Source organism: Paraburkholderia sp. DHOC27 (genome assembly GCF_003429005.1).
Classification (GTDB): Bacteria; Pseudomonadota; Gammaproteobacteria; order Burkholderiales; family Burkholderiaceae; genus Paraburkholderia.
Genome location: NZ_QVQV01000002.1, coordinates 70,620 through 97,577, shown reverse-complemented (window position 1 = coordinate 97,577; position 26,958 = coordinate 70,620). Strand labels below are relative to the sequence as shown.

Genomic DNA, 26,958 nt, shown 5'->3' with positions numbered 1-26,958 from the left:
CTTATTCCGGTTGCCGCGGGTGTTGCCCCGGTTGTTCGTCTTGCCGGTTCCACGGCAAGTTGGCGGACCAGCCGACGAGCTTGGCGCGCAAGCGGTCGAGGTACAGGTAGATCACCGGCGTGGTGTAGAGCGTAAAGACCTGGCTCAGGATCAGGCCGCCCATCACGGTGATACCGAGCGGCTGACGCAGCGAGGCGCCCTGGCCGATGCCGATGGCAAGCGGCACCGCGCCGAGCACGGCAGCCGCCGTTGTCATCATGATAGGCCGCAGACGCACCACGGCGGCAGCGTGAATCGCTTCCTTGGCGGGCATCTTTTCGCTGCGCTGCAACTGGATCGCCACGTCCACCATCATGATCCCGTTCTTCTTGACGATACCGATGAGCAGGATGATGCCGATCATCGCGATCACCGAGAACGGCGTGCCGAAGATCAGCAGCGCAAGCGTGGCGCCGATACCGGCCGAGGGCAGCGTGGAAAGAATCGTCAGCGGGTGAATCGAGCTTTCGTACAGCACGCCGAGCACGATATACACCACCACGAGCGCGGCCAGAATCAGCAGCGGAATCGTGCCCATCGACTGCGCGTATGCCTGCGCCGCGCCGGCGAATGCGCCATGGATGCTGGCCGGCATGCCGATCTCCCGCTCGGTGTCGGTGATCGCCTGACCGGCCTTGCTGAGCGAGCCGCCCGCCGGCAGGTTGAACGAGATCGTCGCGGCCACGAGTCCGCTCTGGTGGTTCACCTGGGTGGCCGTGTGGCTGTTGACGCTGCGCGACAGCACCCTCAGCGGCACCATCGTTTCGGCGGCGGTACTGTCCGCGCTGCCGCTCGAACTGCTGCCCTTGCTGTTGGAAATGCTGTTGGTGGCCTGGTTGGCAACGGCATCGGAATTGAGCGTATTGGTACTGCTCGACGTGCTCGACGCGCTGCTTATCGCCGTGGGCGCCGTCACGCCCGAGACCGTGCCGCCCGGCATCTGCGTCTGCTTGGCGCCCGAAGCGTTACCCGCCGCCGTGCTCAGATAGATCTGGTCCTGCGACTCCGGATACTGCCAGTAGTCCGGCGCCACTTCCATCACTACGAAGTACTGGTTGAGCGCGTTGTAGATGGTCGAGACCGTGCGCTGGCCGAACGCGTCGTACAGCACACTGTCGATCTGGTTCGGTGCAAAGCCGTAGCGTGCGGCCGTGGTACGGTCGAACGTCATATAGGTTTGCAGACCGTTTTGCTGCAGGTCCGAGTTCACGTCCACCAGCGTGGCGCGTTGCTTGTTGAGCGCGGCGACGAGCTTGGGCGTCCATGCGAAGAGCGCGGTGGAATCGTCGCTCGTCAACGTGTACTGATACTCGGCTGCCGACTGCCGCCCGCCAATGCGCAGATCCTGCTGCGCCTGCATGAAGAGCCGCGCGCCGGAGACGGCGTTGAGCTTCGGTCGCAGACGGTTGACGACTTCGGTGGCGGTGGCGTGCCGCTCGGCGAGCGGCTTCAGTTCGACGAACACGTTCGCCGTATTGAGCGCGCGGCCGCCGGTGAAGCCGGCCACGGACTGCACGGCCGGATCTTTCTGCACGATCTGCTGCAACTGCGCGAGCTTCTTCTCCATTGCCGGGAAGGAGATGCTCTGGTCGGCAATGATCTGGCCGATCAGGATGCCAGTGTCCTGCTCCGGAAAGAAGGTGGCGGGCAATAAACGCGCGAGGAACACGTTGCCCACCAGCAGGCCGATCAGCAGCAGGATGACCAGCAGCGAGTGATCGAGCACGGCAGTGAGCGAGCGCGAGTAGGCGTTCTTGAAACGCTCGAACATGCGCTCGACCCACATGGCCCAGCGCGAACTCGAATGCATGGTGCTCTCGCGGCTCAGCACGTAAGCGCACATGGCCGGCGTGACCGTGAGCGAGATCACCAGCGAGATCAGGATCGCGATGGACAGCACCACCGCGAACTCATGGAACAGCAGCCCGACGATGCCCGGCATCAACAGAATGGGCAGGAACACCGCGATCAGCGAGAGGCTCATCGAGATCACCGTGAAGCCCACTTCGCCACTGCCTTTGAGCGCCGCTTCTTTCGGACTCAGGCCCAGTTCCAGATGGCGGACGATGTTCTCCAGCACCACCACCGCATCGTCGACCACGAAGCCGGTGCCGATGGTGAGCGCCATCAGCGAAAGGTTGTCGATGCTGTAGCCGAGCAGATACATCGGTCCGAAGGTGCCGACAATCGACAGCGGCAGCGCGACCGCCGGGATCAGCGTGGCGCGCGGCGATTGCAGGAAGACGAACACCACGCCCACCACCAGCAGCACGGCGATGAACAGCGTGCGTTCGGTATCGGCCACGGAGGCACGCACCGATTGCGAGCGGTCGATCGCCACGCCGATATGCACGCTGCTCGGCAAGGTGGCTTCGATGGCGGGCAACACCTTGTGGATCTGGTCGACGGTGCTCACGACGTTGCTGCCCGGCATCGGATAGACGATCACCAGCACCGCGGATTTGGCGTTATAAAGCCCGGCGTTGCGGATGTTTTCGTTCGAATCCCTCACCTGGGCGACGTCTTTCAGCATCACCGGCGCGCCGTTGCGGTACGCGATCACGAGATCGCGGTAGGGTTTTGCCTTGGTGATCTGGTCGTTGGAGAGCACCACGTAGCGCTGGCCACCTTCGTCGAGGTGGCCCTTGGCACTGTCGGCATTGGCCGCGCTGATCGCCGCGCGCACGTCCTCCATGCCGATACCGTAGCTGTTCAGTTTGCCCGGCTGCAATTCCACCCGCACCGACGGCAGCGCGCCGCCGCCCAGCGTGATCTGGCCCACGCCGTTCACCTGCGAGAGCTGCTGCTGGATCACCGAATCCGCGGAGTCGTACAGCTGCGCCTTGGTGAGCGTGTCCGAGGTGAGCGCGAGCACCATGATCGGCGCGTCGGCCGGGTTGTACTGGCGATAGGTCGGATTGCTGCGCAGCGTGGTGGGCAGGTCGGCGCGGGCCGCCTGAATGGCCGCTTCGACGTCGCGCGCCGCACCGTTGATGTCACGGTTCAGGCCGAATTCCACCACGATCATCGACATGCCCACGTAGCTGATCGAAGTCAGTTCCGCGACGTCGGCAATCGTGCCGAGCCGCCGTTCGAGCGGTTCGGCCACGGTGGACGCCATGATGTCCGGGCTCGCGCCGGCCATCTGCGCCTGCACCACGATCACCGGAAAGGCGATGTTGGGCAGCGGAGCGACGGGCAGGCGGAAGTACGCGAGCGCGCCGGAGATCAGGATCGCAATGGCCAGCAGCGTGGTCGCCACCGGCCGCCGGATGAAGAGCGCCGAGATATTCAAGGCGTTTCCTCCGGGGTGGTGCCTGGAGTGCCTGCGCTACCCGGACCGCCCGTGTTACCCGAATTTCCCGAGTTACCCGCGCGGCGCTGACGCCAGCGGCTCACGCGCTGCGCCATGCGGTCGAAGAACAGATAGATCACCGGCGTGGTGAACAGCGTGAGCATCTGGCTCAAGGTCAGACCGCCGATGATCGCCAGACCGAGCGGGCGGCGCAGTTCCGAACCCGTGCCGGTGCCGAGCAGCATCGGCAGGGCGCCGAGCATGGCGGCGAGCGTCGTCATCAGAATCGGCCGGAAGCGCAGCAGCGACGCCTGGAAGATGGCCTCACGCGGCGGCTTGCCGTGATTGCGTTCGGCATCCAGCGCGAAGTCCACCATCATGATGGCGTTCTTCTTGACGATACCGATCAGCAGCACGATGCCGATAATGCCGATCACGTCCAGGTCGCTGCCGGCGATCATCAGCGCGAGCAGGGCGCCGATACCCGCCGAGGGCAGCGTGGAGAGAATCGTCACCGGATGGATGAAGCTCTCGTACAGCACGCCCAGCACGATATACACGGCCACCAGCGCGGCGATCAGCAGATACACCTCGCTCGAGAGCGAATCCTCGAAGGCCTGCGCGGCGCCCTGGAACGACGAGGTGATGGACGGCGGCAGCTTCACGCTCGCCTCGGCCTTGTTGATGCGGTCCACCGCCGTGCTGAGCGAGGCGCCTTCGGCCAGGTTGAACGAGATCGTGACGGCCGGGAACTGCGCAAGGTGGCTGATCACCAGCGGCGATTTCGTGATGCTGATCTTGGCGATGCCCGCGAGCGGCACCTGACCACTAGTGCTGGTCTGGCTCGGCAGATACAGGTTGCCGAGCGACTGCACGGTGGGCAGGGTCTCGGGCTTGGCCACCAGGATCACGCGGTACTGGTCGGACTGCTGGAAGATGGTCGAGACGATGCGCTGGCCGAGCGCGTCGTACAGCGCGTTGTCGATCGTGGCGGGCGTAATGCCGTAGCGCGCGGCGAGTTGCCGGTTGACCTCCACGTACACGCTGTTGCCGTTGGTGTTCATGTCGCTCTGCACGTCCGTGATCGACGGAATCTGCTTCATCTTGTCGATCAGCGCCGGCACGTACTGGTTGAACGCCTCCTGGCTCGGGCCGCGCAGCACGAACTTGTACTGGTTCGGCGAGACGGTGGTGTCGAGCGTCAGATCCTGCTCAGGCTGCATGTAGAGCCGGATGCCGGGCACCTTGGCGACTTCGTTCTGCAGGCGGCGGGCAATTTCCTGCGCCGTCAGCGAGCGTTTGTCCTTGTCGCGCAGGTTGATCAGAAAGCGGCCGTTGTTGAGCGTCGTGTTGATGCCGTCAATGCCCACGTATGACGTGAGCGAGGTCACGTCCGGATCTTTCAGGATCACGTCGGCGAGTGCTGCCTGGCGGTTCACCATCGCCGAGTACGAGACCGAGTTGTCGGCCACGCTGATGCCTTCGATCACCCCGACGTCCTGCACCGGGAACAGGCCTTTCGGAATCGCCACATACAGGAAGCCGGTCAGCACCAGCGTGCCGACGAACACCACCAGCGTGAGGACCTGGTGATCCAGCACCCATTCGAGGCCGCGTTCATAGGCGTTGAGGGTCTTGTCGAAAAGGCCTTCGCTGATGCGCTCAAAACGGCTGGGATGGCGCTCGGCCTGGGCGCGCAGCATGCGCGCGCACAGCATGGGCACGACCGTCAGCGATACCACCGCCGAGATCACGATGGTGACCGCGAGCGTCACCGCGAACTCGCTGAACAGACGCCCGATCACGCCGCCCATGAAGAGCAGCGGAATCAGCACGGCGATCAGCGAAATGGTGAGCGACAGAATCGTGAAGCCGATCTGCCCGGCGCCTTCCAGCGCTGCTTCGAGCGGCGTCTTGCCTTCCTCCAGATAGCGCACGATGTTCTCGATCATCACGATCGAGTCGTCCACCACGAAGCCGGTGGCGATGATGAGCGCCATCAGCGAGAGGTTGTCGATGGAGTAGTTGAGCTGGTACATCACCGCCAGCGTGCCGATCAGCGAGACCGGCACCGAAACGCTCGGAATCAGCGTGGCCGGCACGTTGCGCAGGAACACGAAGATCACCGCCACCACCAGCACGATGGCGAGAATCAGTTCGAACGCTGCGTCGCGCACCGACGAACGGATCACGCCGGTACTGTCCGACACCACCGTGACCTTCATGCCGGCCGGCAGCGTGGCTTCGAGCTGCGGCAACTGCTTCATGATCTGGTTGACGGTGGCGATCACGTTGGCGCCCGGCTGGCGCTGCACGTTCAGCACGATCGCGGGCGTGCCGTTGTACCACGCGCCCTGTTCGACGTCCTGCGCCGCGGAGGTGACACGGGCCACGTCGCGCATGAACACCGGCGCGCCGTTCTGATAGGCGATGACCGTGTTCAGATAGTCTTTCGGATCCGAGATCTGGTCGTTGCCGTTGATGGTGTAGTCGAGGTCGGGACCGTCGAAATTGCCCTTCGGCTGACTGACGTTGACGTAGCTGAGCAGGGTGCGCAGATCGTCGATGTTCAGGCCGTAGGCGGCGAGCTTCTGCGGGTCCGCTTCCACGCGGATGGCGGGCACGTTGCCGCCGGCCGTGGTCACGAGACCCACGCCTGAGACTTCGGAAATCTTGGTGCCGAGGCGGTTGTTGGCGGTGTCCTGAAGCTGGGTCAGCGACATCGACTTCGAGGTGACCGCGAGCGTCAGGATAGGCTGGTCGGCCGGGTTGACCTTGGCGTAGGTCGGCGGCGCGGGCAGGCCGCTCGGCAGGTAGCTGTTGGAGGCGTTGATGGCCTGCTGGACGTTCTGCTCGGCGACGTCGAGGTTCAGCGAGAGATCGAACTGCAGCGTGATGACCGAGGCGCCGTCCGAGCTGGACGAGGTCATCTGCTGCAAGCCGGGAATCTCACCCAGTTGCACCTCGAGCGGCGCGGTGACGGTGGTGGCCATCACGTCCGGGCTCGCGCCCGGATAGAAGGTCTGCACCTGGATGGTCGGATAGTCGACGTTGGGCAGGGACGAGACCGGCAGCACGCGTACCGCGACGAGGCCCACCAGCACGAGGGCGATCATCAGCAGCAGCGTGGCGACTGGCCTGAGAATGAACAGACGGGAGATATTCATTGGCGCGTCGGTCTGCGGCTACGATGCGTCGGAAGCTGCCGAGGCAGCGGCTGCGCCCGAGGCGCCGCCGTGGGCATGTTTGTGATGGGCGGGCGTGGCGCTGGCGGCATCCGCCGAAGCGGGCGCGGCTTGCGCGGCGGCGGCCGCCGTGCTGGAGGCTTCGGACGTTCCTGAAGCGGCATCCGGCGTGGCGCCCGGCGCCGAAGCGGGCGCTGCACCGGAAGCCGCTTTGGCCGGGGCGGGCTTGATCGAAGCGCCGTCGTTCAGGCGGTCCATGCCGTCGGTGACGACCGTGTTGCCGGCCACGAGACCGGACAGCACGACAGTGTTCTTGCCGTCGCTCGGTCCAATGGTGATCTTGTGCACGGAGACCGTGTCGTTGCTGTTGACGAGGTACACATAGTCGCCCGGCGCGCCGGTCTGCACGGCCGGGGTCGGCACCAGCACCGCGTTCTGCATGGTGTCCACCAGCAGCTTGATGTTGACGAATTCGTTCGGGAACAGCGCTTCGTCGTCGTTCGCGAAGGTGGCCCGCAGGGTCACCGTGCCGGTGGCCGTGGCCATCTGGTTGCTGACGGCGTACAGCGTGCCGGTGGCGATCTGCTTGCTGTTGTCGCTGCTATACGCGGTGACGGGCAGCGAGGCGCCCGTGCCGAGACGCTGCATGACGGAGCCGAGCGAGTCTTGCGGCACGGTGAACTGCACGGTGGTCGGCTTGACGGTGGTGATCACCACGATGCCGGGCGAGGACGATGCCGTCACATAGTTGCCCGGATCGACCAGACGCAGACCCACGCGTCCGGAAACCGGCGCCGTGATGTGGCAATAGGCGAGGTCCAGATCGAACTGGGCGATGTTCGCCAGATCCGACTTGACCGCGGCTTCGTCCTGCTGCACGAGGAACTGCTGGTCGGCGAAGGTCTGCTCGGCAATCGACTTGTGCTGGTTCAGCTCGGTGTAGCGCGCGAGGTCGGAGCGCGCCTGGGCGAGCGATGCCTGGTCTTTGGCCAGTTGCGCCTGCGCCTGCTGTTTGGAGATCTGATACTGGCGCGGGTCGATCTGGGCGAGGAATTGCCCCTTCTTGACCTCCTGGCCTTCCTGATAGCCTACCGCGGTGAGGTAGCCGCTCAGCTGCGGCAGCACCGTCACGGTAGCGATCGGCGTGACCGTGCCCAGTTCGTTCAGGACCACCGGCATCGGTCCGTTGAAGGCCGCGGCGACCGTGACGACTTGCGGCGCCGCCTTGGGAGCGGGCTTCTTCTGGCGAAGCAGGTGGATGACCACTATCGCGACCAGCGCCAGCACGATGACGAGCAGGATGATCCTGCCACGGGAGCGCCTGGGCTGCTTGGACACGGCTTCGCTCATATGAATCTCCGAAAACTAGACGGGTGTGCTGTTAGGAATTGTTGGGTTGGCCCGGCGCAGATCATGCGCGGCGCTGCCCCGCCCGGACTGGCAGTTCGCCTGCCATGTGGGGTGTTTCTGGTTCTATTCTCTCGGTCCGCGCCTGACGCGCAGCTTAAGTACGACATTCGTGCGAAGGCGGGTTGAACTGCGGGTCGAGTCGCAAGTCGATCTCGACCCGCTTGCCGCGCGCTTCGCTTCGGACACACTTGCTCCGCACACAACTGCGGAAAATTGCCACGTTTCGCGCGACTTGTCACCATGCGACGCCTTCGTTGACATGACGGCGCGTTGCTGGCAGTGCGTGCCGGCTGCCGTCCCGATCGGCATCCGGACAGCGTGTGGCGAGCCACGCAAATCCGCGGAGATGGCGAGGCAAGGCAGCGTAGCGTAGTAGCGTGGCGCGACCAGACAAGGCGCCCGACGATTGGAATAATGAGTCATGCGGTGCAGTGTAATGTGCGCGCCCCGATTTCCGGACATGACAAACCGTAATCAGATTACCGTGGATTACGACGAGGGCGCTGTGCAAAGTTCAGTAACGCTTCAGGCGCAAAGTAAGGCAGGGCGCGCGTTTCACGGCATCGAGGCTGACATTTCTGCCATGTTCAGCAGCCGGATTATTCGTAAGCATATCGAAAGACTGTGGTTGTCGAGTCATTATTGGATCACGCGTGCATGACGCCGCGTGACGCTTTTTGCCTGTGCTTTATTCTTCCATCAGACGCGCCCGCACGAACCCCACGTGCTCCCGCAAAACGTAAAACGCGTCCGCGTACGCCAGCGGCATGCGCAACTCGTTCAAGGCCGCTTCGATCTGATCGAGTTCTCCGAATAGCACTTTACGTTCCTGCGGCGTCGGATTCTTCAGCGCCTCGCGTTCGATGGCGATCAGCGAGCCATAAAAGCGGTAGATGCGCGAGCGGACCCGCCAGCGGTAAAGCGCCGGCAGCAGGCGCAGGCCCGGCACCAGCAGAACGGCGAGCGGCACCAGCAGGACCAGCGTGCGGTCCACGACACTGGCAATCCAGAACGGCAGGCTGCGGTACAGGAGACTCTTACCGGTCTTGTAGTAACGCTGCGCGTCTTCACTGATCGGATATTCGCGCGGGGTGAGGTTGGGGAACTGGTCGGCGTGTTGCAGCAGGCCGGGCGTCCCGTGGATTTCCTGGGCGGCTTCGATCAGCAGATCGGAGATGGCCGGATGCAGGTCGCTGCGGGCGACGATTTCCACGATCGGGCTGATCAGGTGGATGGTGTCGGGCGGGATGCGGTGTTTGAGATCGAGCACGCCGGGCGGCAGATCGATTTCGTCCAGATAGGGAAAGAGCCGCGTATAGGCGGCGGCTTCGTCGAAGTTCATCACCGAAACGCCGGGCACGCGCAACAGACGCAGCATCAGCGCGCGGGTGGCCGAATCGCCGTTCAGCAGGGCCGCGTCCACTTGCCCCGAGACCAGCGCGGTGGCGGCCTGCAGGCCGTCGTACGGCAGCAGCGGGGTGTCGCCGCCAGGCCGGATGCCGTTCGCCTCCAGCAGCTTGAGCGCCAGTTCGCGCGTGCCGCTGCCTTCGCGGCCCACTGCGATGCGCTTGCCTTCCAGTTGCGCGAGGCCGTTGATGCCGCTGCCGCGATAAAACACCACCAGCGGATCGTAGAACACGCTGCCAAGCGACATCAGCGACGTAACAGGCAGACCGTCCGACACGCCGCCTTGCACGAGCGCGATATCCACATGCTGTTTGGGATCGAGCAGGCGGCGCAGATTCTGTAGCGAGCCGTCGGACTCGAGCACCTTGAGGGTGATGCCGTTGCGCGCCAGGATGGTCTTGTACTGATTGGCCGCGAGCAGGAAGGAACTGTCGTGAGGCCCGGCGCTCATGACGATGGTGCGCGGCGGCGCCGGATTCACAAGCCAGACGATCAGCGTCACCACGACCACCACCAGCACCGCGATGGGTGCGAACGTCAAGGTCAGATCACGCAGGTCGGCGTGCGAGTGCTCGCCGGAAAACTGCGGGGGACGCGGACGCGGATGTTTCATGGAGGCTCCGTTCGGATGGCGGGGCTTATTGTATGGGGTGCGAGGCGGTTCAGGTGTGCACCGTGGTGTGTGGTCTGATGCGCGTTCTTGCGCGGAAATTGATCAGCATCCCTGATCAACTCCGTGCCGTGTGTGAGCGACACTGCAAGCGTCGGGGCGCAGGCAGGACACGCCGCATGCGCGGATGCAGACGCTGACACAGACGCAGAGGCAACCGCAACCGCAGACGCAGACGCAGACGCAGACGCAGAGGCGCGGCACCGGCTGCGCGCGCGGCGCACCCGTCCCGTCATCCCCCGCACCGCCTGCCGTCCTGCCGTCGCCCCGGAGGATCGCCGCTCAGTCGACTCAGTCGGCGATGCGTTTGTCCGCCAGCGCGCGTTCGCAGTCGGTCAGCACCTGCAGGACCAGCCGCGCCTGAAAGTTGAGATCGTCGGTGTCGATGATTTCTTCGACGGCGTCGCGAGCCCAGTCCGTTTCGACAAAACGTGCGTGCCGGTTGGCAATTTCCAGCGCCAGGGCCGAGAGGCGCGCCACGCTCAGCCAGTCCGCTTCCCGTAAGTGGCGGTCCAGCCACTTGTGCGCGGTCTGGACGTGAAAGGAAGGTTCTGGCCAGGTCTCGTTCAGGTAATAGGCGCCAAGGCTCCCACAGGTGAGCCAGCAAAGCAGTTCCACGCGATCGCGTGGGCTCAGATGGAGGCGTACATCACTCATGTCGAGGCTCTCTACGATGAGTTGCGTGCGACTCATGGGGGCGAACCACCAGGCGCGCTATCCCTCGCGGAATGGCCCGTCAAGCGGCTCATGAGCCGTTTCTTTGATGCAACTCAACCATATCACGCGTTTGCCATAATGCGGAACACGTGTTGTTACTGAGCCTAAACCGGGCCGCGTTGATGGCCGCTTTGGTGGCCGGGTTCGTAGCCTGGTCGGCAGCCCGATTGATAGCCGGATTGCTGGCCGTGATCCACGCCGATCTTTCGCGCCGCAAACGGCCGCGCGCACCCCGCCATCAGAAGTTGTACTGCACGTAAATTTCGCTGAAGTTCTCCCCCGGATTGGGGTCCTTGATGCTGGCGTTCGAGATGTGCTGGAAGCGGAAGCCGCCCTGATACTGCTGATGCGAGCCGAACTGCGCGCCGATCCCGACCATGTCGGCGAACTGGAACGAGGTCGAGAAGGTGCGGTCGTCGGTCTCGCGCACGTGTGACAGGAACCGTATGCCCACGCCGGCTTCCACATACGGCCGGAACCAGCCGCTGCTCTTGATGAAACGGAACACCGGCGTCAGGCCGAATTCCCAGATGTCCGGATGCGCGGCGTGGTCTTCGCGGATGTCCCAGTAGGCCGCGTGCGCCTCGCCGACCACCGTGAAGTGGTAGCCGCCGAGTTCCCACCAGCTGAGACCCGGATCCCAGACGAGGCCGAGGTCGGCTTTCTTGATGTCGTGATCCGCGACGCCCCCGGCGAACTGGACACCGAACTGGTCGGCGCGGGCGCAGGCGGAACCGAGGCAAAGCGCGCCAACAAGGAGGACGCGCAACGTGTTTGCTTTTAGGGTGGATGGTTTTGGGTGCATGAAGTGTCCGACAACTTTATTGGTTTGTTTATTGAAGGAAACGCTTTGCATGTTGTTTTTGCCGTCGAAAGTGTCTCCGATGGTTTTTGCCGGCGCTGCCCGTTGCTGGTGGCAATGGGTCAGACAAAACGGCGTACAAAGTTAGAGCCGACCGCCCGCAGCGCAAATGCTTGCCGCGAGAAATGACTATGTCAGATTCAGCAACTGTCTGCACGGAACATGCACATTTCCGTAACGGGCGTTGCCATACGCAAGGTTCGAAGAGCAGCGTGAAGCGCGTCGCCGACGTGCTTTAGCAAAGCGGATGCCCGGGTAGCCGCGGTGCGTGGAGCGCTGGGCGAACCGCTTGAGGCAGCGTCGAAGGCGAGCTTGTGGCGTCGCTAGAGGGCCATTGAATCGCCGCGACGGAGCGACCAGGCCGCCACCGAACAGCCCGTTCAGCGCAGCGTGAAATGCGGCGTGAAATGCGCACTAAGCCAATCGCTGAACGGTGGCTAAACGGGCCGCTGTCTTAGGCACTGCCCAGGCGCCGACTAGCCGCCGGGCGAGGGCGCTAAACCAGCCGCCAAAGAAGGTGCTAAAAGCGGCTCGCATGACATCGCACATACGGCCCGCACGCCGAAAAGCAAACCGCCGCAATACTCTGCGGCGGTAGGTAGCGAGTGCTGGCGTAGCGAAACGCGGCGGCTAGGCCGCCTTGCGGCAGATCATGAAGTACTGGGAGCTTAGCCACCAGGGCAGCCACTTGACGGGGCTGTGGCGCACGGCCGAGACCGTGAAGCGCTGCTCGACCGTGTCGCGCAACTCGCGGAAGTCGAAGCCCTTGTGCGTGCCGCGCGGATTCTCCGGCCGCGACACACGGGTGCCGATGGCCGACTGCAGGATCTCCGGCACGCTGTATTCAGTCTTCGATTTACGATGACGCACCATCCAGTTGAGCACCTTGGGGATCACCGCGACGCCGTACATGATCGGCACCGAAATGATCAGCGTGGCGTTGGGCTTCATGACGCGCGAGGCGTCCTCGAGCAGTTGATCGATCTCTTGCGGGTAGAGGTGCTCGCACACCTCGAAGGCGGTGAGCACGTCGACGGAGGTGTCGTCGATACGGTTGAACGAGTCGGCGTACTTGATCTCCGGAAAGCCGGAGGCGACAAACGGATCGTGGCCGATCAGATGCACGTCGCGGCGTGCCTGACCGAGGGTATGCAGGAAGAGTCCGGGGCCCGCGCCGAAATCGAGCACCGTGGCGTGTTCGGGGCAGGCCTGGATTGCGAGGTCCAGCGCTACCACCATGCGGGTGCGGTGAGCGAATCGCGCCAACGGATTTGGCGCGTTGACTGTTTGTTCTTCGTAGGAAATATCGCGCATTGTTCTAGTCCCCTGGATTGCCACAGTGTCAGCCGCGCGAAAGGCACGGCGCATTCAGGGTGCCGGGTTGGACCCCGTTTCGCAATCGCGGAACTTAGTGTTTGTGCGCCAGATACTTGGCGATGTTAGCCATCCCTGGTCAGCAGAAAAGCAGCGGCGCCCAGGGACAAAGGCTGGTCAAGCTCGAGGCGGCCGGCGCGTTGGGTAATCGTAAAGCGCGCGCCGCACCGTCCTGATGCGCAATAACAACGCCTGGTTGCGGTCCTTATTTACCGCCTTAATTTGCCAGGCTTGCGGGTGCGGTTTATTGCCAGGCTGGCCCAGGCTAGTTGCCGAGCCTCGGTCAAGCCCCCGAGTTCGCCGAGGCAGGCTGCGCCGGGCCGAGCTTGATGGCGGGCACCATCAGCAGCGCGCCGACCGAGATCACGGAGATCACGAGGATCGACGCAAAGGTCAGATGTAACGACTGATGCAGCACGAAGCGCACGGCGGCCGCCGTGGCCGGATTGCTGGCGGCGCTGGCAGCGGCGCTGCCGGGCGTGGCGTCGAGGATCTGCCGGAGTTGATCGGAGGTGACGGCGGCGAGCCGCGACGAGTGCGCGAGCCCATAGTTCAGCACGGCGCCGAACATGGCCGCGCCGAGCGTGCTGCCCAGATTACGCGAGAACAGATTGGACGCTGTCGCACTGCCGCGCTCGGACGGCTGGACGATTTCCTGGATCAGGATGAGCGAGCTGACACTGACGATGCCCATGCCGAGACCCATGATCAGCGAACCGATGCCGGCTGCAAGCGGCGTGCTTTGCGGATTGAGCGTCGCGAAGAAGATGGCGCCGAGCGGCAGGAACAGGCTGCCGCCGATCAACGTACGGCGCAGGCCGAGCCGGTGCAGCGAACGCGCGGCGAAGGTCGCGCCGCTCGGCCAGCCCACCATCATCATGGTCAGCGCGAGGCCCGCCACCACCGGTGAGCGGCCCAGCACGCCCTGCACGTACATGGGCAGGAAACTCGTCAGGCCCATCAGCGCCATGCCGGACAGCACCGTCGCGACGTTGCTCGCGGCGATGGGACGATGACCCCACAGCGCGAACGAAATCATCGGATCGGCGGCGCGGCGTTCCTGCAGCACGAACAGCACGCCCGTGACGACGAACAGGCCAAACTCGAACAGCACCAGTGCGTTGCTGGATTCGCCGGCGTCGGTGAGGCCCATCATCAGCGCGCCGATCGAGACCGTGAAGAGCGCGGCGCCGGCCAGATCGATGGAAGGCCGCTGGTGCTTGCCGTGCTCGTGCAGATAAACCATGAAGCCCGCAGCCGACAAAAGGCCAATGGGGATATTGATCCAGAAGATCCACGCCCACGACAGGTCGCGGATCAGGAGGCCGCCCGCCATCGGCCCGACCACGGCCGCGATGGCCCAGACGCTCGCCAGATAGCCCTGGATCTTGCCGCGCTCACGGGCGGGGTACAGGTCGCCGACGATGGTCAGTGTCACCGGCTGGATCGCGCCCGCGCCGACCCCCTGGATCAGACGGAACACGATCATGGCCGGCATCGACCAGGCGAAGCCCGCGAGCAGCGAACCCACGAGGAAGATCGCAATGCCGATCAGCACCACCGGTTTGCGGCCATACAGATCGGCGAGCTTGCCGAACACCACCGTCATCGCGGTTTGCGCGAGCAGGAACGACGAGAACACCCAGCTATACAGATGCAGGCCGCCGAGTTGCGTGACGATCTGCGGCATGGCGGTGGAGACGATGGTTGCCTCGATGGCGACCATCGCCATGGAAGCCATGACCGAGGCGATTACGAGAGGCCGAACTGTCTTTGGATGGTGTGACATGCAGTTTTGCAGGGTAGGAGAGTGTCGCGCGGCTTCTTCGAGCCGCGTTCAGGTATGACGGGATACCGCGGGGATACCACGGACCGATTCGGCGCGAAGCGTCGACGCTCACCGCCGGCATCGTGGGCACGGCGTTCCGGTCATGCGGCGCGCTGCTGGCGCGGTGGCGCTTTAGCGCGGGATCGGATGTGACAGCGCGGATGTTACCGCGCCGTTCGAAAGCCTGCTTGACCCCACCGTCACGAGGGATATGGGCGCAGCGTGGAATGAAGCCCGCTCCTGGGCGTGCCAGAACATGGTGCGGCGCACCACGCACTTGCACCAAGTCAATTCATCGACGCGCCGCAATCGCGCCTTGTCACGCGTATTGGCGATGAGGTTCACGGGCGCCCCAAGGGTCTGTTGTGGCGACGTACGATTTTTTTGCGGGAGGCGAAACGGCCTTCGTTTCTATGCAGGTCGGCGCCGCGTGACGCCTTATACCGCCAGCGTTTGCCGAGCGTCTCATGTAATTCCTTCGCGCCGCAACGGCGCACGAAGCAGGCGCGAATTGCATGACTTTGCAGGGCGACGCGAGGCGCGATGGCATACCTATTGCATTAGAACGCAGCGAGGTCAACGACGGCCTCAGCGTATCGAATCTTGATGGGGCGTCTGGACAAGACGACCCGCAGGGACAACGGCGTCCCGAGTACCACACGCACACCTGGGCATGAGAGGTGGGGCGTGGGCACTCGGGACGCTTTTTTTTGCGCCTGGTTTTCACCGCTGCGAGAGACCCATGAAACATCTTTTGAATTCGCTGACCGCCGGCAACTGGCGTGCGTTGCTGGCGTGTTTCCTGTACTTCGACACGGGCTTCACCGTGTGGGTGATGTTCGGCCCGCTTGCGCCGTTTATCCACAAGGACATCGCGATGTCGCCGGCGGAGCTGGGCTTCCTCGTCGCGGTGCCGGTGCTGGGTGCGGCGATCCTGCGCGTGACGCTCGGCAATCTGTACCAGGCGTACGACGGCCGGCGCATTGCGTTGATGGGCGTGGCGCTGTCGGCGCTGCCGTCGATCGTGCTGCCGCTCTCACCGGTCGCGCCGTCCTACGTGATGCTGCTGGTGCTGGGCGTCTTCCTTGGCGTGGGCGGCGCGAGTTTCGCGGTGGCGCTGCCGATGGCCGGCAGCAACTATCCGCCGAAGGTGCAGGGCCTGGTGCTGGGACTCGCAGCCGCGGGCAACATCGGCGCGGTGCTGGACGGCTTCATGTTCCCGGGCATCGCCGATCACTTCGGCTGGGCGAAGGCCGCAGGCGCAGCCTTGCCGCTGCTGGGGCTGGCCGCAGTAGCGTTGTTCTTCTGGGCAAAGGATCTGGGTCCGAAATCAGGCAGCGCCCCGCGCGCGTTCCGCAGCTTCTTCGTGACCCTGGCAGGATTGATCGTGCTGGTGCTGGCCGTGCACGCAGGCGTGTTTGGCGGCGGCAAGACAGGCGTGCTGCTTCTGCCGGTGCTGGGTGCACTGCTTGCCATCGCAGTGCTGCCGAAGCATTACCGCAGCGTGCTGGCCGAGAGCGACACGTGGGTGGTGATGCTGATTTACAGCATTACGTTTGGCGGTTTCGTGGGCATGTCGTCGTACGTGACGACGCTGCTGATTTCGCTGTATCAGTTGCCCAAACTGGAGGCCGGTCTTTTCATGTCGATGCTTGCATTTACGGGTGCACTGGTGCGTCCGCTGGGTGGCCTGATCGCCGACCGCATCTCGGGCGTGCGAGCGTTGGTGATCTTGCTGGCGGGCATTTCACTGTGCGATTTCGCGTTTGCCGCGTGGATGCCACCGCTGCCGGCCGGCATCGCGTTGCTGGTGGCCACGTATCTGTGCTTTGGACTGGGCAACGGCGCGACGTTCCAGCTGGTGCCACAGCGCTGGAAGGGCAAGACAGGCTTGATGTCAGGGATCATTGGCGCCGCGGGGGGAATTGGCGGCTTCTATTTGCCGGTGATCATGGGCATGGCGAAGGAGAGCACAGGCAGCTACCAGATGGGCTTCGCAACTTTTGGCGCGATAGCGGCGCTTGCCTTTGCACTGGTGGTCCTGCATCGCACACGCTGGATGGCGTGGGCGCTACCGCCAGAGGCGATGGTGGCGACGGGCGCGATGCAACCCGCGGCGGTACGGGTGGATGGGAATGCGTGAGGGGAATGGTGTGGTGCGAGGACCACGAACGGTTATGCCCAACGGCGGGGCGCGCAGCGCAACGCTGGAGCGGATGACGGCCTTGTCATAAACGCATAGAGTGCGAGAACAGGTCTTGTGTTCGGACCACTAAGTTTTATAAACAGAGGTGGCTATCTAAGCACTGGCGGTGTGAGCCCGCTTTCTTTGCCTACTTTCTTTGCGGCGGCAAAGAAAGTAGGTGCCGCCCCGCACAGGGGCAACACAAGCGCACCGATAAGAAAACAGGGAAAGGCCAACAAGAGAACACCAAGAGACGCAGCGTATCAAGAAGCACCGCCGGCAAAAAGAACATCCGACCTCGTTAGTGCCCGAAGCCGATCGCCGCGGCGAAGTAAAAAAATGCACAAAGAAACATTGCCCATCCTATACGGTACGCGGAACGCCAGTAATGATCGATCAATTCGTCAACAACTGATCGAGTTCTTTCACGCGGCTATCAGTAATACTCGCCATACACTCCCAAAAGAATATTTCCCGCTCAGCGGCGCCACCCATCGCGTACGTTTCGCTATAACACTCGTTGTCGCGGTATGCTTCCCAGGCACTCTGCGCCTTTTCGAAGAACGGCGACGCCTGCGGGTTACCACTCGCTCTAAGCGACTTGTCGACACTCGCGTTTTTCATACGTACCGCCTTGAGATTGCTTTCGAGCCGCCTACTGGTTTTGTTGAACTTCAGATGTGAGCACTGCGCTAAATCATCGTTGCTTGCGTGCTCACCTGAGTTACACATACGTGCGACCTCCGCCGCCGTGCGTCCGGAAAAATACGCTTCAGGAGACTTGAAATAGTGGTAGTCGAACTCTCCCGAATACACAGTCTTCGCAATCGAAAAGACAGGGAGTAGAGCGAGCAAATACAGAAATCTAGTGTGACGAATCATAGATCCCCGCTTCAAACATTTCCGCCTCACGGTGACGCCGCTTAAGCAAACCTTTGACGACGTGCCCCTTCGACGTTGCGTACCGCCTCATCTTGTTGCCCACATTGTCGTAGTCACCCGTATTGACGAAGTCGAGGAGGCCATCGCCGTGGTGCTGCAGGTTATACATGAAGCATGCTAAAGCGTCGTATTCGAACTGAAACAAGGGAACGGCGACTTTGCTGTTGATTGTGATTTCCGCCCACGCCAAATCTTCTCTAAGCAGATTCTCTGCTTGCGATTCAGATATACCGCTTTGAAAGGCTTTTCTGACACCGCCCCGGAGATCTTCCCGACATGCACTAGATGCCCATATCCAACAGTTGCGTTGCCCAACGCGCTGCCGTCTCTGTCATACATTGATGCACTAAACTGTTCCCAGCCTTCGAGGAATATGACACCGCTCTCCGAAATCCGCCATGGCTTGCAGTAACGCCGTGTATAGACAGCAAGATTCGAATTCGGGTCTGTATTGGTTATACATTGGTGAAGTGGATCGGTCATATCTGTTCTATGCGGCAAAGAATGAAGTTGTGATTCATTACACGCGCCATCCAAGGTCAGTCACCTTGTCAAGCCGACCGAGACTTACGGTTCGCGGTGCCCGAGATAAATCGCGATGGTCTGCGCGCCAATCGTTTTGTGACGGGCCGTTACGCCTTTGCTATCCGTGACCCCGTGGACCAGTGATCCATCAGATTTGCCAATGGTGTAGTAGGTGTGTGCTAACGCCTTATGGTTTGCGTCCAGTAACGTGAACTGTTCGTCATGGGTGCGGGGCGTGAGGACCTGCTCGGCGGATGTTCCAGGCGGAGCCATGAGCGCTGCCACTTCCTCCGAAGTAAAACTCATGGCCAAACGGCGTTCTCCGGCGGGATAGAAAACCGGCTCGGGCATACATCCACATATATTGACGTCACCGCTTAATGCCCATTGCTTTCCGTTCGGTGCTGTCCCGGGCCTGCGCGGCCCGCGTGGTGCGATGTAGCCGACCTGTCTGCAGGCTCTGCAATACGTTTGCATGCCAAGCGTGGCGATCTGTACGGTTGGAGGTGGATTGGAACAAGTGACTGAACTCAGTCCCTGGATGATTTCCGCTTCACCAGCCCGATCCCCTTTGGCAAGAAAAATCCGGATCATGCTGCCTTTCCTTCGACGCGCGTCCGGGGCTCACTTACCGGCTTATCCGTGCGGGGATGAGTGCTTTGGTCGCAGCGTAGGCCACTAGCTGTTCGAGTGGCCTGAACGCGACGTACTGTGTGCGAGCCTGACGTTGCGGATGTGTATAGATTGCGTTTTGGTTCATTCTGATCCGACATTTCTTGTCTCCCGGAGTCGATTTGACGGCCGGCCACGAAAACGACCGGCGTCGCGCGTCAGGCGTTGCCAACGCTAGTCAGAATGATTAGAGATATGCAGCGCGGGTGTACATCGGACTAGTCCGATATCCGAGGTAAAGACAAAGCGCACGAACCAGGTGCCCCGGGGCACCACTCAAGTGCCATCGCGCATCAAACAGCATCACAAAAACCGCCTGCAAACCGCGGTCAATACCGCCTAACGCAATCCACACCGAGCCTCAACACAAACTGAGGTAACTGGCACACCCCTTGCATTAACAAACACGACCAACCGGATCAACGACGATCCACGCGCGCAAGCGCAAGCAACAAACAGCAACAGCCAGCAGCAACACAGCATCACCAAAGGACAACGGCGTCCCCGAGCATCCAGTCAACGAAAAACGACTGGACCGCAACGGGACGCTTTTTATTTGCCGAACGAAAAGCGCAGAGCCCACAGCAATGTCAAATCCAACAGCCTCCCAGGAAGGAAAGAACATCATGAACGTAGTGGTGATTGGCCACGGCATGGTTGGCCACAAGCTTCTGGAGTGCCTGATGGACGACGAACAGGCGCACGCAGCGCTACACGTCACGGTGCTATGCGAAGAACCGCGCCCCGCTTACGACCGCGTGCACCTGTCCGAATTCTTTTCCGGCAAATCCGCCGCCGATCTCTCGCTTGTCAAACCAGGTTTCTTCGACCGCGAAAACGTCCTGCTAAAGCTGAATGCCAAGGCAATCGCGATCGACCGCGCCGCGCGCACGGTGAGCATCTCCACTGGCGAAACGCTCTCCTACGACAAGCTCGTGCTCGCCACCGGCTCGTCGCCATTCGTGCCACCCATCAAGGGCAATGACCGCCGCGACTGCTTCGTCTACCGCACCATCGAAGATCTCGAAGCCATGCAGGCCTGCGGCGCGCAGGCGAAGACGGGCGTTGTCGTTGGCGGTGGTCTGCTCGGCCTCGAGTGCGCGAAAGCGCTGCGCGATATGGGCCTCGCTGCGCACGTCGTGGAATTCGCGCCGCGTTTGATGGCCGTACAGGTGGATGACGGCGGCGGCCGCATTCTGCGCAGCAAGATCGAAGAACTTGGCGTACAGGTGCATACCGGCAAGCAGACGCTGGAGATCGTCGACGGTGAAGCTGGCACGCACCGCATGCAATTCGCGGACGGCTCGCATCTCGACACCGACATGATCGTGTTCTCAGCCGGCATTCGTCCACGTGATGAAATCGCGCGCGCCTGCGGTCTCGATCTCGGCCCGCGCGGCGGCATCGCCATCGACGATACCTGCCGCACCAGCGACCCCGACATCTACGCCATCGGCGAATGCGCTGCATGGAATGGCATGGTGTACGGCCTCGTTGCGCCAGGCTACGACATGGCGCGTATCACGGCGAAGCAACTGCTTGGCGACGAAGCGGCCTTCGCTGGCGCCGACATGAGCACCAAGCTCAAGCTGATGGGCGTGGACGTGGCGAGCATCGGCGATGCGCATGGCAAGACGCCAGGCAGCCGCACCTTCCAGTTCAGCGACGAACGCAAACAGGTCTACAAAAAGCTGGTGGTATCCGAATGCGGCAAGCAGTTGCTCGGCGCGGTGATGGTGGGCGACGCGACAGAATACGGCACCTTGCTGCAAATGATGTTGAACCGCATCGACCTGCCGGAGGCGCCGGAATTCCTCATTCTGCCCGCCGGTGACGGCAAGGCCAAACCCGGCCTCGGCGTCGACGCGCTGCCCGATACCGCGCAGATCTGCTCGTGCAACAACGTCTCCAAAGGGGCGATCTGCGCAGCGGTCGGCGCCGGTGCAACGAGTATCGGCGCACTCAAGAGCACCACCTGTGCGGGAACCTCGTGCGGCGGCTGCGTGCCGCTCGTCACGCAGGTGATGAAAGCCGAAATGAAGAAGCAGGGCATGGCGGTCAACAACCACGTCTGCGAGCATTTCCCGTTTTCGCGTCAGGAGCTGTATCACATGGTGCGTGTCGAGCGCATCAAGACGTTCAGTGAACTGCTCGAAAAACACGGGCGCGGTCTGGGCTGCGATATCTGCAAGCCGGTCACGGCAAGCATTCTGGCGTCGTGCTGGAACGAGTTCGTGCTGAAGAAAGAACATGCCAGCCTGCAGGATTCGAACGATTACTACCTCGCCAACATCCAGCGCGACGGCACCTATTCCGTGGTGCCGCGCATGCCGGGCGGTGAAGTAACGCCGGAAGGCTTGATCGCGGTAGGCCAGGTGGCGAAGAAGTACGGCCTCTATACGAAGATCACCGGCGGTCAGCGCGTCGATCTGTTCGGCGCACGCGTCGATCAGTTGCCGCTGATCTGGGAAGAACTGATTGCCGCGGGCTTCGAATCGGGCCACGCGTATGGCAAATCGCTGCGCACGGTGAAGTCGTGCGTCGGCTCGACATGGTGCCGCTACGGTGTGGGCGATTCCGTCGGGCTCGCTGTCGCACTCGAAAACCGCTACAAGGGCCTGCGTTCGCCACACAAGATCAAGTTCGGCGTGTCGGGCTGCACGCGTGAATGCGCGGAAGCGCAGGGCAAGGATATCGGCATCATCGCCACGGAAAAGGGCTGGAATCTCTACGTGTGCGGCAATGGCGGCATGAAGCCGCGTCACGCGGAACTGCTGGCCGCGGATCTGGACCGCGACACGCTGGTGCGTTACATCGACCGCGTGCTGATGTTTTACGTGCGCACCGCTGACCGTCTGCAACGCACCAGCGTATGGCGCGACAACCTCGAAGGCGGTCTGGAATACCTGATCGATGTCGTGGTGAACGACAGGCTCGGACTCGCGGCTGAACTGGAAGCGGAGATGCAGCAGGTGGTCGACACCTACGAATGCGAGTGGAAGAAGGCCGTGACCGATCCGGAAACCCGCAAGCGCTTCCGTCACTTCGTCAACAGTGAACAGACCGACGAGAACGTCACCTTCGTCGAGGAACGCGGTCAGATCCGTCCCGCGACGCCGGAAGAGCGGCAGGCCGCAAAGCCGTTCCCGGTTGCGGTGGTCGCCGAAACCGTTTGAGCGTCGCGTCGTCACCGTATCAAGCCAGCAAAATCAAGGAAGCCAGCATGAACAACGATCGAATTCCGCCCGCGTGGGTGCCGGTCTGTGCGCTCGAGGACATCGTGCCCAACACGGGCGTGTGCGCGCTCGTCAACGGCAGACAGGTCGCGGTATTTAACGTCGTGGCCGAGGAGCCGCAGGTATACGCGATCGACAACTACGATCCCTGCTCGCACGCGGCGGTGCTCTCGCGCGGCTTGATCGGCAATCTCGGCGAACGTATCGTGGTCGCCTCGCCGATCTACAAGCAGCATTTCGATCTGCGTACGGGCGAGTGTCTCGAAGCCCCGGAGCACTCCGTGCATGCGTTTGCCGCGCAGGTCAAGGACGGACAGGTGTGGATCGCGGCATGAACGGCACGGGCAGCGCCAGCGTGAAGACGGTGTGCCCCTACTGCGGCGTGGGCTGCGGCATGGTGCTGCAAGTCGAAGACGGCCAGGTGGTGAAGATCTCCGGCGACAAGGAGCATCCCACCAACTTTGGACGGCTGTGCACCAAGGGCTCATCGGCACACGTCGCGCTGCGCAAGTCGGGGCGTCTCGAAGGCGCGTTTCAGCGCCGCGAACGTCATAGCGATCCGTTGCCGCTGCCGGTGGACGAAGCCATCGCCAACACCGGCCGGCGGCTGCGCGCGTTGCTCGATACACACGGTCCCGACGCGTTGTCGTTTTACGTTTCCGGGCAGATGTCCATCGAGGCACAGTATCTCGTCAACAAGCTCGCCAAGGGCTTTGTCCGCACCAATCAGATCGAATCGAATTCGCGCCTGTGCATGGCGAGCGCGGGCAGCGGCTACAAGCTCTCGCTGGGCGCGGATGGCCCGCCGGGTTCCTATCAGGATTTCGACAAGGCCGACGTGTTCTTCGTGATCGGCGCCAACATGGCCGACTGTCATCCGATCCTGTATCTGCGCATGATGGACCGCGTGAAGGCCGGTGCCAAACTGATCGTGGTGGACCCGCGCCGCAACACCACCGCCGAGAAATCCGACCTGTTCCTGCAGATCAAACCGGGCACCGACCTGGCATTGCTGAACGGCCTGCTGCATCTGCTGCACAAAAACGGCCACACGGATGCGGATTTCATCGCGACGTACACCGAAGGCTGGGACGCAATGCCCGCGTTTCTCGACGACTACTCGCCCGACAAGGTCGCCGCTATAACGGGCTTGTCGGAAGAGTCGATTCGTACTGCTGCACAATGGATCGGCAATGCGCCCGAGTGGATGAGCTGCTGGACGATGGGCCTGAACCAGAGCACACACGGTACGTGGAATACCAACGCCATCTGCAATCTGCACCTTGCCACCGGCAAAATATGTCGCCCTGGCAGCGGACCGTTTTCGCTCACGGGCCAACCCAACGCGATGGGCGGCCGCGAAATGGGTTACATGGGGCCGGGCCTGCCGGGTCAGCGCTCCGTGCTGGTCGCGGAAGATCGGGCTTTTGTCGAAGACCTGTGGGGCATCGCGCCTGGCACGCTGCGCGCCGAAAGCGGGCAGGGCACCATCGACCTGTTCACACGCATGGCGGGCGGCGCCATCAAGGCATGCTGGATCATCTGTACCAACCCGGTCGCGAGCGTCGCGAACCGGCAGAACGTCATTGCCGGCTTGCAGGCGGCAGAACTCGTCATCGCGCAGGACGCGTTTCTCGACACGGAAACCAATCGCTACGCGGATGTCCTGCTGCCCGGCGCATTGTGGGCCGAGGCCGAAGGCGTGATGATCAACTCCGAGCGCAATCTGACGCTCATGCAAAAGGCCATCGAACCGGCAGGCGCGGCGCTGCCCGACTGGCAGATCATCGCGCGCGTCGCTTGCGCAATGGGTTTCGCGGATGCGTTCAGTTATGAGTCGGCGGAAGAGGTTTTCGCCGAGATCACGCGTGCGACGAACCCCAGGACCGGCTACGACCTGCGCGGCGCAAGCTATGCACGTCTGCGCGACACGCCGTTGCAATGGCCTTGTGCACCGAATTCACCGGAATCGCCGGATGCGCCGGACGCTCAACTTGACCGCAATCCGCTGCGTTATCTGAACGATGGCGTGAGTCAAACGCTCAGGGAAACGCCCGACGGTGTGCGCCCGGCGCTGACATTTCCGACCGCATCCGGCAAAGCGATTTTCTTCGCGCGCCCGCACGTGGATCCGGCGGAGATGCCTGTGCGCGAGTTTCCCATCGTGCTGAACACGGGACGCCTGCAGCATCAATGGCACACCATGACGAAGACGGGCAAGGTCGCGATGCTCAACAAGCTGAATCCGCGGCCGTTCGTCGAGATTCATCCGGAAGACGCTGCGGCGCTTGGCATCGAGGCCAAGGATCGCGTCGAAGTGCGCTCACGCCGCGGCCGCGCGATTTTGCCGGCCGTCGTGACCGATCGGGTGCGGGCCGGTTCGTGCTTTGCGCCGATGCACTGGAACGACGTATTCGGCGAGGACCTCTGCATCAATGCGGTGACGAGCGACGCCGTCGATCCGATCTCGCAGCAGCCCGAACTCAAATTCTGCGCGGTCGCGCTGAGCCGCGTCGCGCCCGAACCGCTTGCGGTGCTGGACGACCTCACTACGATCGCAGCGCAGGTAGACCCCCAACCGGTGGCGGCATTTCATGCAGCGTCCGCCGGTTCGCATCAGGAAACGGTTATGTCCCGCATCGACGCGCTCGCCACCTTACTCGGCATGCCGGCGCAGCCCGCGCCGGTTCTCAACGAAGCAGAAAAGGCCTATGTATCAGGCTTTATCAGCGCGCTGCGCTCAAACGATGCCACCCTGGACGGTGTGCCGGTCATGCCGTTGTCCGCGCCGCTGGCAGCCAGCACGCGGCTCTGGTTCGATGGGATGCTCGCGGGGCTCTATAGCCGTGCCTCGGCCAGCGTGGCTTCAGCATCGTCATTGACGACGGAAAGCGTCGCGGCATCGACAGTACGGATTGCTCACACACGTCCGAAGGTTTTGCTGCTGTGGGCCTCGCAAACTGGCAACATCGAATCGCTGACCGAGCGATATGCCATGCAGTTGCTGGAGTCCGGTTTCGAAATCCGCACGGCCTGCATGGAGGATTACGACGTTGCTACGCTCGCCAAAGCGCAATACGTGCTGTTGATGACGAGCACCTTCGGCGATGGTGACGCCCCCGACAACGGCATGGGTTTCTGGACCTCGCTGAAGGCAGCGAATGCGCCGCGTCTCGACGATCTGCGTTATGCCGTGCTGGCGTTTGGCGATCGCAATTACGATGAGTTCTGCGGACACGGCCGCACTCTCGACGCGCGTCTCGCGGAGCAGGGCGCGCAGCGTTTGTTGCCACGTCAGGATTGCGACACCGATTTTCAGCCCGCCGCCGATGCCTGGCTCGAACGCGTCATTGCGCGCATCAAGGAAGAGGACGCAGCGCTGCACGAAGTGCCTGCCGAAGGGATGATTCCCGCTGTGCTGCCGGCGCGGACGCCGGGCACGTCGCATGGTGCATCGGCCGCAGCCGTGACCGTGGCATCGCCCACCGCATTCCCCACCAAAGCGCGTCCCGCCGCTTCACGTCTCGTGACGAATCTGCGGCTGAACAAGCAAGGCGCGACCAAAGACACGCGCTATTTTTCGCTGTCCACCGCCGATTCCGGCCTCGAATACGAAGCGGGCGATGCGCTCGGCGTGTGGCCGAGCAACTGTCCTGAACTCGTCGACGAACTGATCGGTTTGAGCGGGCTCGCTACGGAAACGGTGGTCAACGTGAGCGGCGTGGGTGACATGCCGCTCTCCGATGCACTCAGCAAGCACTATGAAATTGCCCGTCCCAGTGTCGAAGCATTGGCGTTGATTGCAGCGCGCAGCACCAATGGCGCGCTCGGCACTTTGCTCACCGAAGAGCGCAAGGCCGACCTGAAGAAATGGCTGTGGGGCCAGCAGTTAGCCGACGTGCTGCATGAGTTTCCCGCACATCTGTCCGCGCCGGAATTGCTTGGCACGCTGAAGCGCCTGCAGCCACGGCTCTACTCGATCGCGTCGAGCCCCAAGGCGCATGAAGGCGAAGTGCATCTGACGGTGGCCGCGGTTCGCTACAACAACGGCCGGCGTCAGCGTAAAGGCGTGTCGTCCACGTTTCTCGCAGATCGCGCCGGTGACGTGAGCGTGCCTGTGTTCGTGCAGAAGTCCACTCATTTCCGGCCACCGCGCAGCGGCGCCGCGCCCATGATCATGGTGGGACCGGGCACGGGCGTTGCGCCCTTCAGGGGCTTTTTGCATGAACGCCAGGCGCGCGGCGACACGGGACGCAACTGGTTGTTGTTCGGCGAGCAACATCGCGCCACGGACTTTTACTACCGCGACGAACTGGAGACGATGCACGCAAACGGCTTGCTCACGCGGCTCGATCTGGCCTTTTCACGCGATCAGGCCGAGAAGGTCTACGTGCAGGACCGCATGCGCGAGCAGGGGGCGCAATTGTGGGCATGGCTCGAAGAGGGCGCGTACTTCTATGTTTGCGGTGACGCGAGCCGCATGGCGAAGGATGTCGATGCAGCGCTGAAAGCCGCGGTGGCGACACACGGCGGCATGAGCGAAGAGCGGGCCGCCGAGTACGTGAACCGCCTGGCGCGTGACAAGCGCTATGTGCGGGATGTGTATTGAAG

The 26,958-nt window shown here is 62.6% G+C and carries 17 protein-coding genes; 6 read left to right on the top strand and 11 right to left on the bottom strand.

From position 1 onward, the window contains the following. Position 1 precedes the first annotated feature (1 nt). From D0B32_RS08785 to D0B32_RS08775, 3 genes are read right to left on the bottom strand one after another with little or no spacing between them, the layout of a single operon-like run. Positions 2–3,334, bottom strand: a complete 3,333-nt coding sequence (locus tag D0B32_RS08785; protein ID WP_117333584.1) for an efflux RND transporter permease subunit — start codon at positions 3,332–3,334, stop codon at positions 2–4. Further along, on the bottom strand, positions 3,331–6,501 hold the full coding sequence (locus D0B32_RS08780) for an efflux RND transporter permease subunit (protein WP_117333583.1): 3,171 nt from the start codon (positions 6,499–6,501) through the stop codon (positions 3,331–3,333). The genes D0B32_RS08785 and D0B32_RS08780 overlap by 4 nt, the downstream gene beginning before the upstream one ends. 18 nt (positions 6,502–6,519) lie before the next feature. Further along, complete coding sequence (locus tag D0B32_RS08775) at positions 6,520–7,869, bottom strand: efflux RND transporter periplasmic adaptor subunit (RefSeq protein WP_117333582.1); 1,350 nt, start codon at positions 7,867–7,869, stop codon at positions 6,520–6,522. 520 nt (positions 7,870–8,389) lie between these two features. On the opposite strand from D0B32_RS08775, the gene D0B32_RS08770 reads away from it, so the two are divergent. Further along, on the top strand, positions 8,390–8,590 hold the full coding sequence (locus tag D0B32_RS08770) for a hypothetical protein (protein WP_147329511.1): 201 nt from the start codon (positions 8,390–8,392) through the stop codon (positions 8,588–8,590). Positions 8,591–8,617: 27 nt separating this feature from the next. Here the strand turns inward: D0B32_RS08770 and D0B32_RS08765 are convergent, their stop codons facing one another. The 3 genes from D0B32_RS08765 to D0B32_RS08755 form a co-directional block, all read right to left on the bottom strand. After that, positions 8,618–9,949, bottom strand: coding sequence for a TAXI family TRAP transporter solute-binding subunit (locus D0B32_RS08765; protein WP_117333580.1), 1,332 nt, complete (start codon positions 9,947–9,949; stop codon positions 8,618–8,620). Positions 9,950–10,297: 348 nt separating this feature from the next. Further along, on the bottom strand, positions 10,298–10,663 hold the full coding sequence (locus tag D0B32_RS08760; RefSeq protein WP_117334137.1) for a hypothetical protein: 366 nt from the start codon (positions 10,661–10,663) through the stop codon (positions 10,298–10,300). Positions 10,664–10,961: 298 nt separating this feature from the next. Further along, positions 10,962–11,528: an acyloxyacyl hydrolase gene (locus D0B32_RS08755; RefSeq protein ID WP_117334136.1), complete on the bottom strand. Its 567-nt coding sequence runs from the start codon at positions 11,526–11,528 to the stop codon at positions 10,962–10,964. A 3-nt stretch (positions 11,529–11,531) separates the two neighbouring features. On the opposite strand from D0B32_RS08755, the gene D0B32_RS32255 reads away from it, so the two are divergent. Next, a complete protein-coding gene (locus D0B32_RS32255; RefSeq protein ID WP_147329510.1) occupies positions 11,532–11,714 on the top strand; it encodes a hypothetical protein in 183 nt (60 codons plus the stop codon). 501 nt (positions 11,715–12,215) lie between these two features. On the opposite strand, the gene D0B32_RS08750 is transcribed toward D0B32_RS32255, so the two are convergent. Together D0B32_RS08750 and D0B32_RS08745 are read right to left on the bottom strand one after the other, a co-directional pair. After that, entirely contained in the window at positions 12,216–12,953 is a 738-nt protein-coding gene (locus D0B32_RS08750; RefSeq protein ID WP_117333579.1) for a methyltransferase domain-containing protein, read from the bottom strand. Positions 12,954–13,242: 289 nt separating this feature from the next. Further along, the gene (locus tag D0B32_RS08745) at positions 13,243–14,748 is read right to left on the bottom strand and encodes an MDR family MFS transporter (protein WP_117333578.1); all 1,506 of its coding nucleotides are present in this window, start codon (positions 14,746–14,748) and stop codon (positions 13,243–13,245) included. 781 nt (positions 14,749–15,529) lie between these two features. Between D0B32_RS08745 and D0B32_RS08740 the strand changes: the two genes are divergently transcribed. After that, on the top strand, positions 15,530–16,930 hold the full coding sequence (locus D0B32_RS08740; RefSeq protein ID WP_117333577.1) for an MFS transporter: 1,401 nt from the start codon (positions 15,530–15,532) through the stop codon (positions 16,928–16,930). 438 nt (positions 16,931–17,368) lie between these two features. Here the strand turns inward: D0B32_RS08740 and D0B32_RS08730 are convergent, their stop codons facing one another. From D0B32_RS08730 to D0B32_RS32250, 3 genes are all read right to left on the bottom strand, one after another. After that, positions 17,369–17,854 (bottom strand): lysozyme inhibitor LprI family protein, encoded by a 486-nt coding sequence (locus tag D0B32_RS08730; protein WP_117333576.1) that lies wholly within the window; start codon positions 17,852–17,854, stop codon positions 17,369–17,371. After that, on the bottom strand, positions 17,838–18,104 hold the full coding sequence (locus D0B32_RS32885; protein WP_259294944.1) for a glycoside hydrolase family protein: 267 nt from the start codon (positions 18,102–18,104) through the stop codon (positions 17,838–17,840). The genes D0B32_RS08730 and D0B32_RS32885 overlap by 17 nt, the downstream gene beginning before the upstream one ends. Before the next feature lie 377 nt (positions 18,105–18,481). Next, positions 18,482–19,033 (bottom strand): hypothetical protein, encoded by a 552-nt coding sequence (locus tag D0B32_RS32250; protein ID WP_147329509.1) that lies wholly within the window; start codon positions 19,031–19,033, stop codon positions 18,482–18,484. A gap of 704 nt (positions 19,034–19,737) precedes the next feature. On the opposite strand from D0B32_RS32250, the gene nirB reads away from it, so the two are divergent. The 3 genes from nirB to D0B32_RS08705 are packed head-to-tail and all read left to right on the top strand — an operon-like array spanning position 19,738 to position 26,956. Then, complete coding sequence (nirB, locus tag D0B32_RS08715) at positions 19,738–22,287, top strand: nitrite reductase large subunit NirB (protein ID WP_117333574.1); 2,550 nt, start codon at positions 19,738–19,740, stop codon at positions 22,285–22,287. Between the two features lie 47 nt (positions 22,288–22,334). Continuing rightward, positions 22,335–22,682 (top strand): nitrite reductase small subunit NirD, encoded by a 348-nt coding sequence (gene nirD / locus D0B32_RS08710; protein ID WP_117334135.1) that lies wholly within the window; start codon positions 22,335–22,337, stop codon positions 22,680–22,682. Next, entirely contained in the window at positions 22,679–26,956 is a 4,278-nt protein-coding gene (locus D0B32_RS08705; protein WP_117334134.1) for a bifunctional nitrate reductase/sulfite reductase flavoprotein subunit alpha, read from the top strand. Before nirD ends, D0B32_RS08705 begins: the two co-directional genes overlap by 4 nt. Positions 26,957–26,958 lie beyond the last annotated feature (2 nt).

Excerpts from the sequence above, each read along its gene's own strand:
- D0B32_RS08780 (WP_117333583.1), bottom strand. The coding sequence starts at position 6,501 with ATGAATATCTCCCGTCTGTTCATTCTCAGGCCAGTCGCCACGCTGCTG.
- D0B32_RS08775 (WP_117333582.1), bottom strand. The coding sequence starts at position 7,869 with ATGAGCGAAGCCGTGTCCAAGCAGCCCAGGCGCTCCCGTGGCAGGATC.
- D0B32_RS08770 (WP_147329511.1), top strand. The coding sequence starts at position 8,390 with ATGACAAACCGTAATCAGATTACCGTGGATTACGACGAGGGCGCTGTG.
- D0B32_RS08765 (WP_117333580.1), bottom strand. The coding sequence starts at position 9,949 with ATGAAACATCCGCGTCCGCGTCCCCCGCAGTTTTCCGGCGAGCACTCG.
- D0B32_RS08760 (WP_117334137.1), bottom strand. The coding sequence starts at position 10,663 with ATGAGTGATGTACGCCTCCATCTGAGCCCACGCGATCGCGTGGAACTG.
- D0B32_RS08755 (WP_117334136.1), bottom strand. The coding sequence starts at position 11,528 with ATGCACCCAAAACCATCCACCCTAAAAGCAAACACGTTGCGCGTCCTC.
- D0B32_RS08750 (WP_117333579.1), bottom strand. The coding sequence starts at position 12,953 with ATGCGCCGTGCCTTTCGCGCGGCTGACACTGTGGCAATCCAGGGGACT.
- D0B32_RS08745 (WP_117333578.1), bottom strand. The coding sequence starts at position 14,748 with ATGTCACACCATCCAAAGACAGTTCGGCCTCTCGTAATCGCCTCGGTC.
- D0B32_RS08740 (WP_117333577.1), top strand. The coding sequence starts at position 15,530 with ATGAAACATCTTTTGAATTCGCTGACCGCCGGCAACTGGCGTGCGTTG.
- D0B32_RS08730 (WP_117333576.1), bottom strand. The coding sequence starts at position 17,854 with ATGATTCGTCACACTAGATTTCTGTATTTGCTCGCTCTACTCCCTGTC.
- D0B32_RS32250 (WP_147329509.1), bottom strand. The coding sequence starts at position 19,033 with ATGATCCGGATTTTTCTTGCCAAAGGGGATCGGGCTGGTGAAGCGGAA.
- nirB (WP_117333574.1), top strand. The coding sequence starts at position 19,738 with ATGAACGTAGTGGTGATTGGCCACGGCATGGTTGGCCACAAGCTTCTG.
- nirD (WP_117334135.1), top strand. The coding sequence starts at position 22,335 with ATGAACAACGATCGAATTCCGCCCGCGTGGGTGCCGGTCTGTGCGCTC.
- D0B32_RS08705 (WP_117334134.1), top strand. The coding sequence starts at position 22,679 with ATGAACGGCACGGGCAGCGCCAGCGTGAAGACGGTGTGCCCCTACTGC.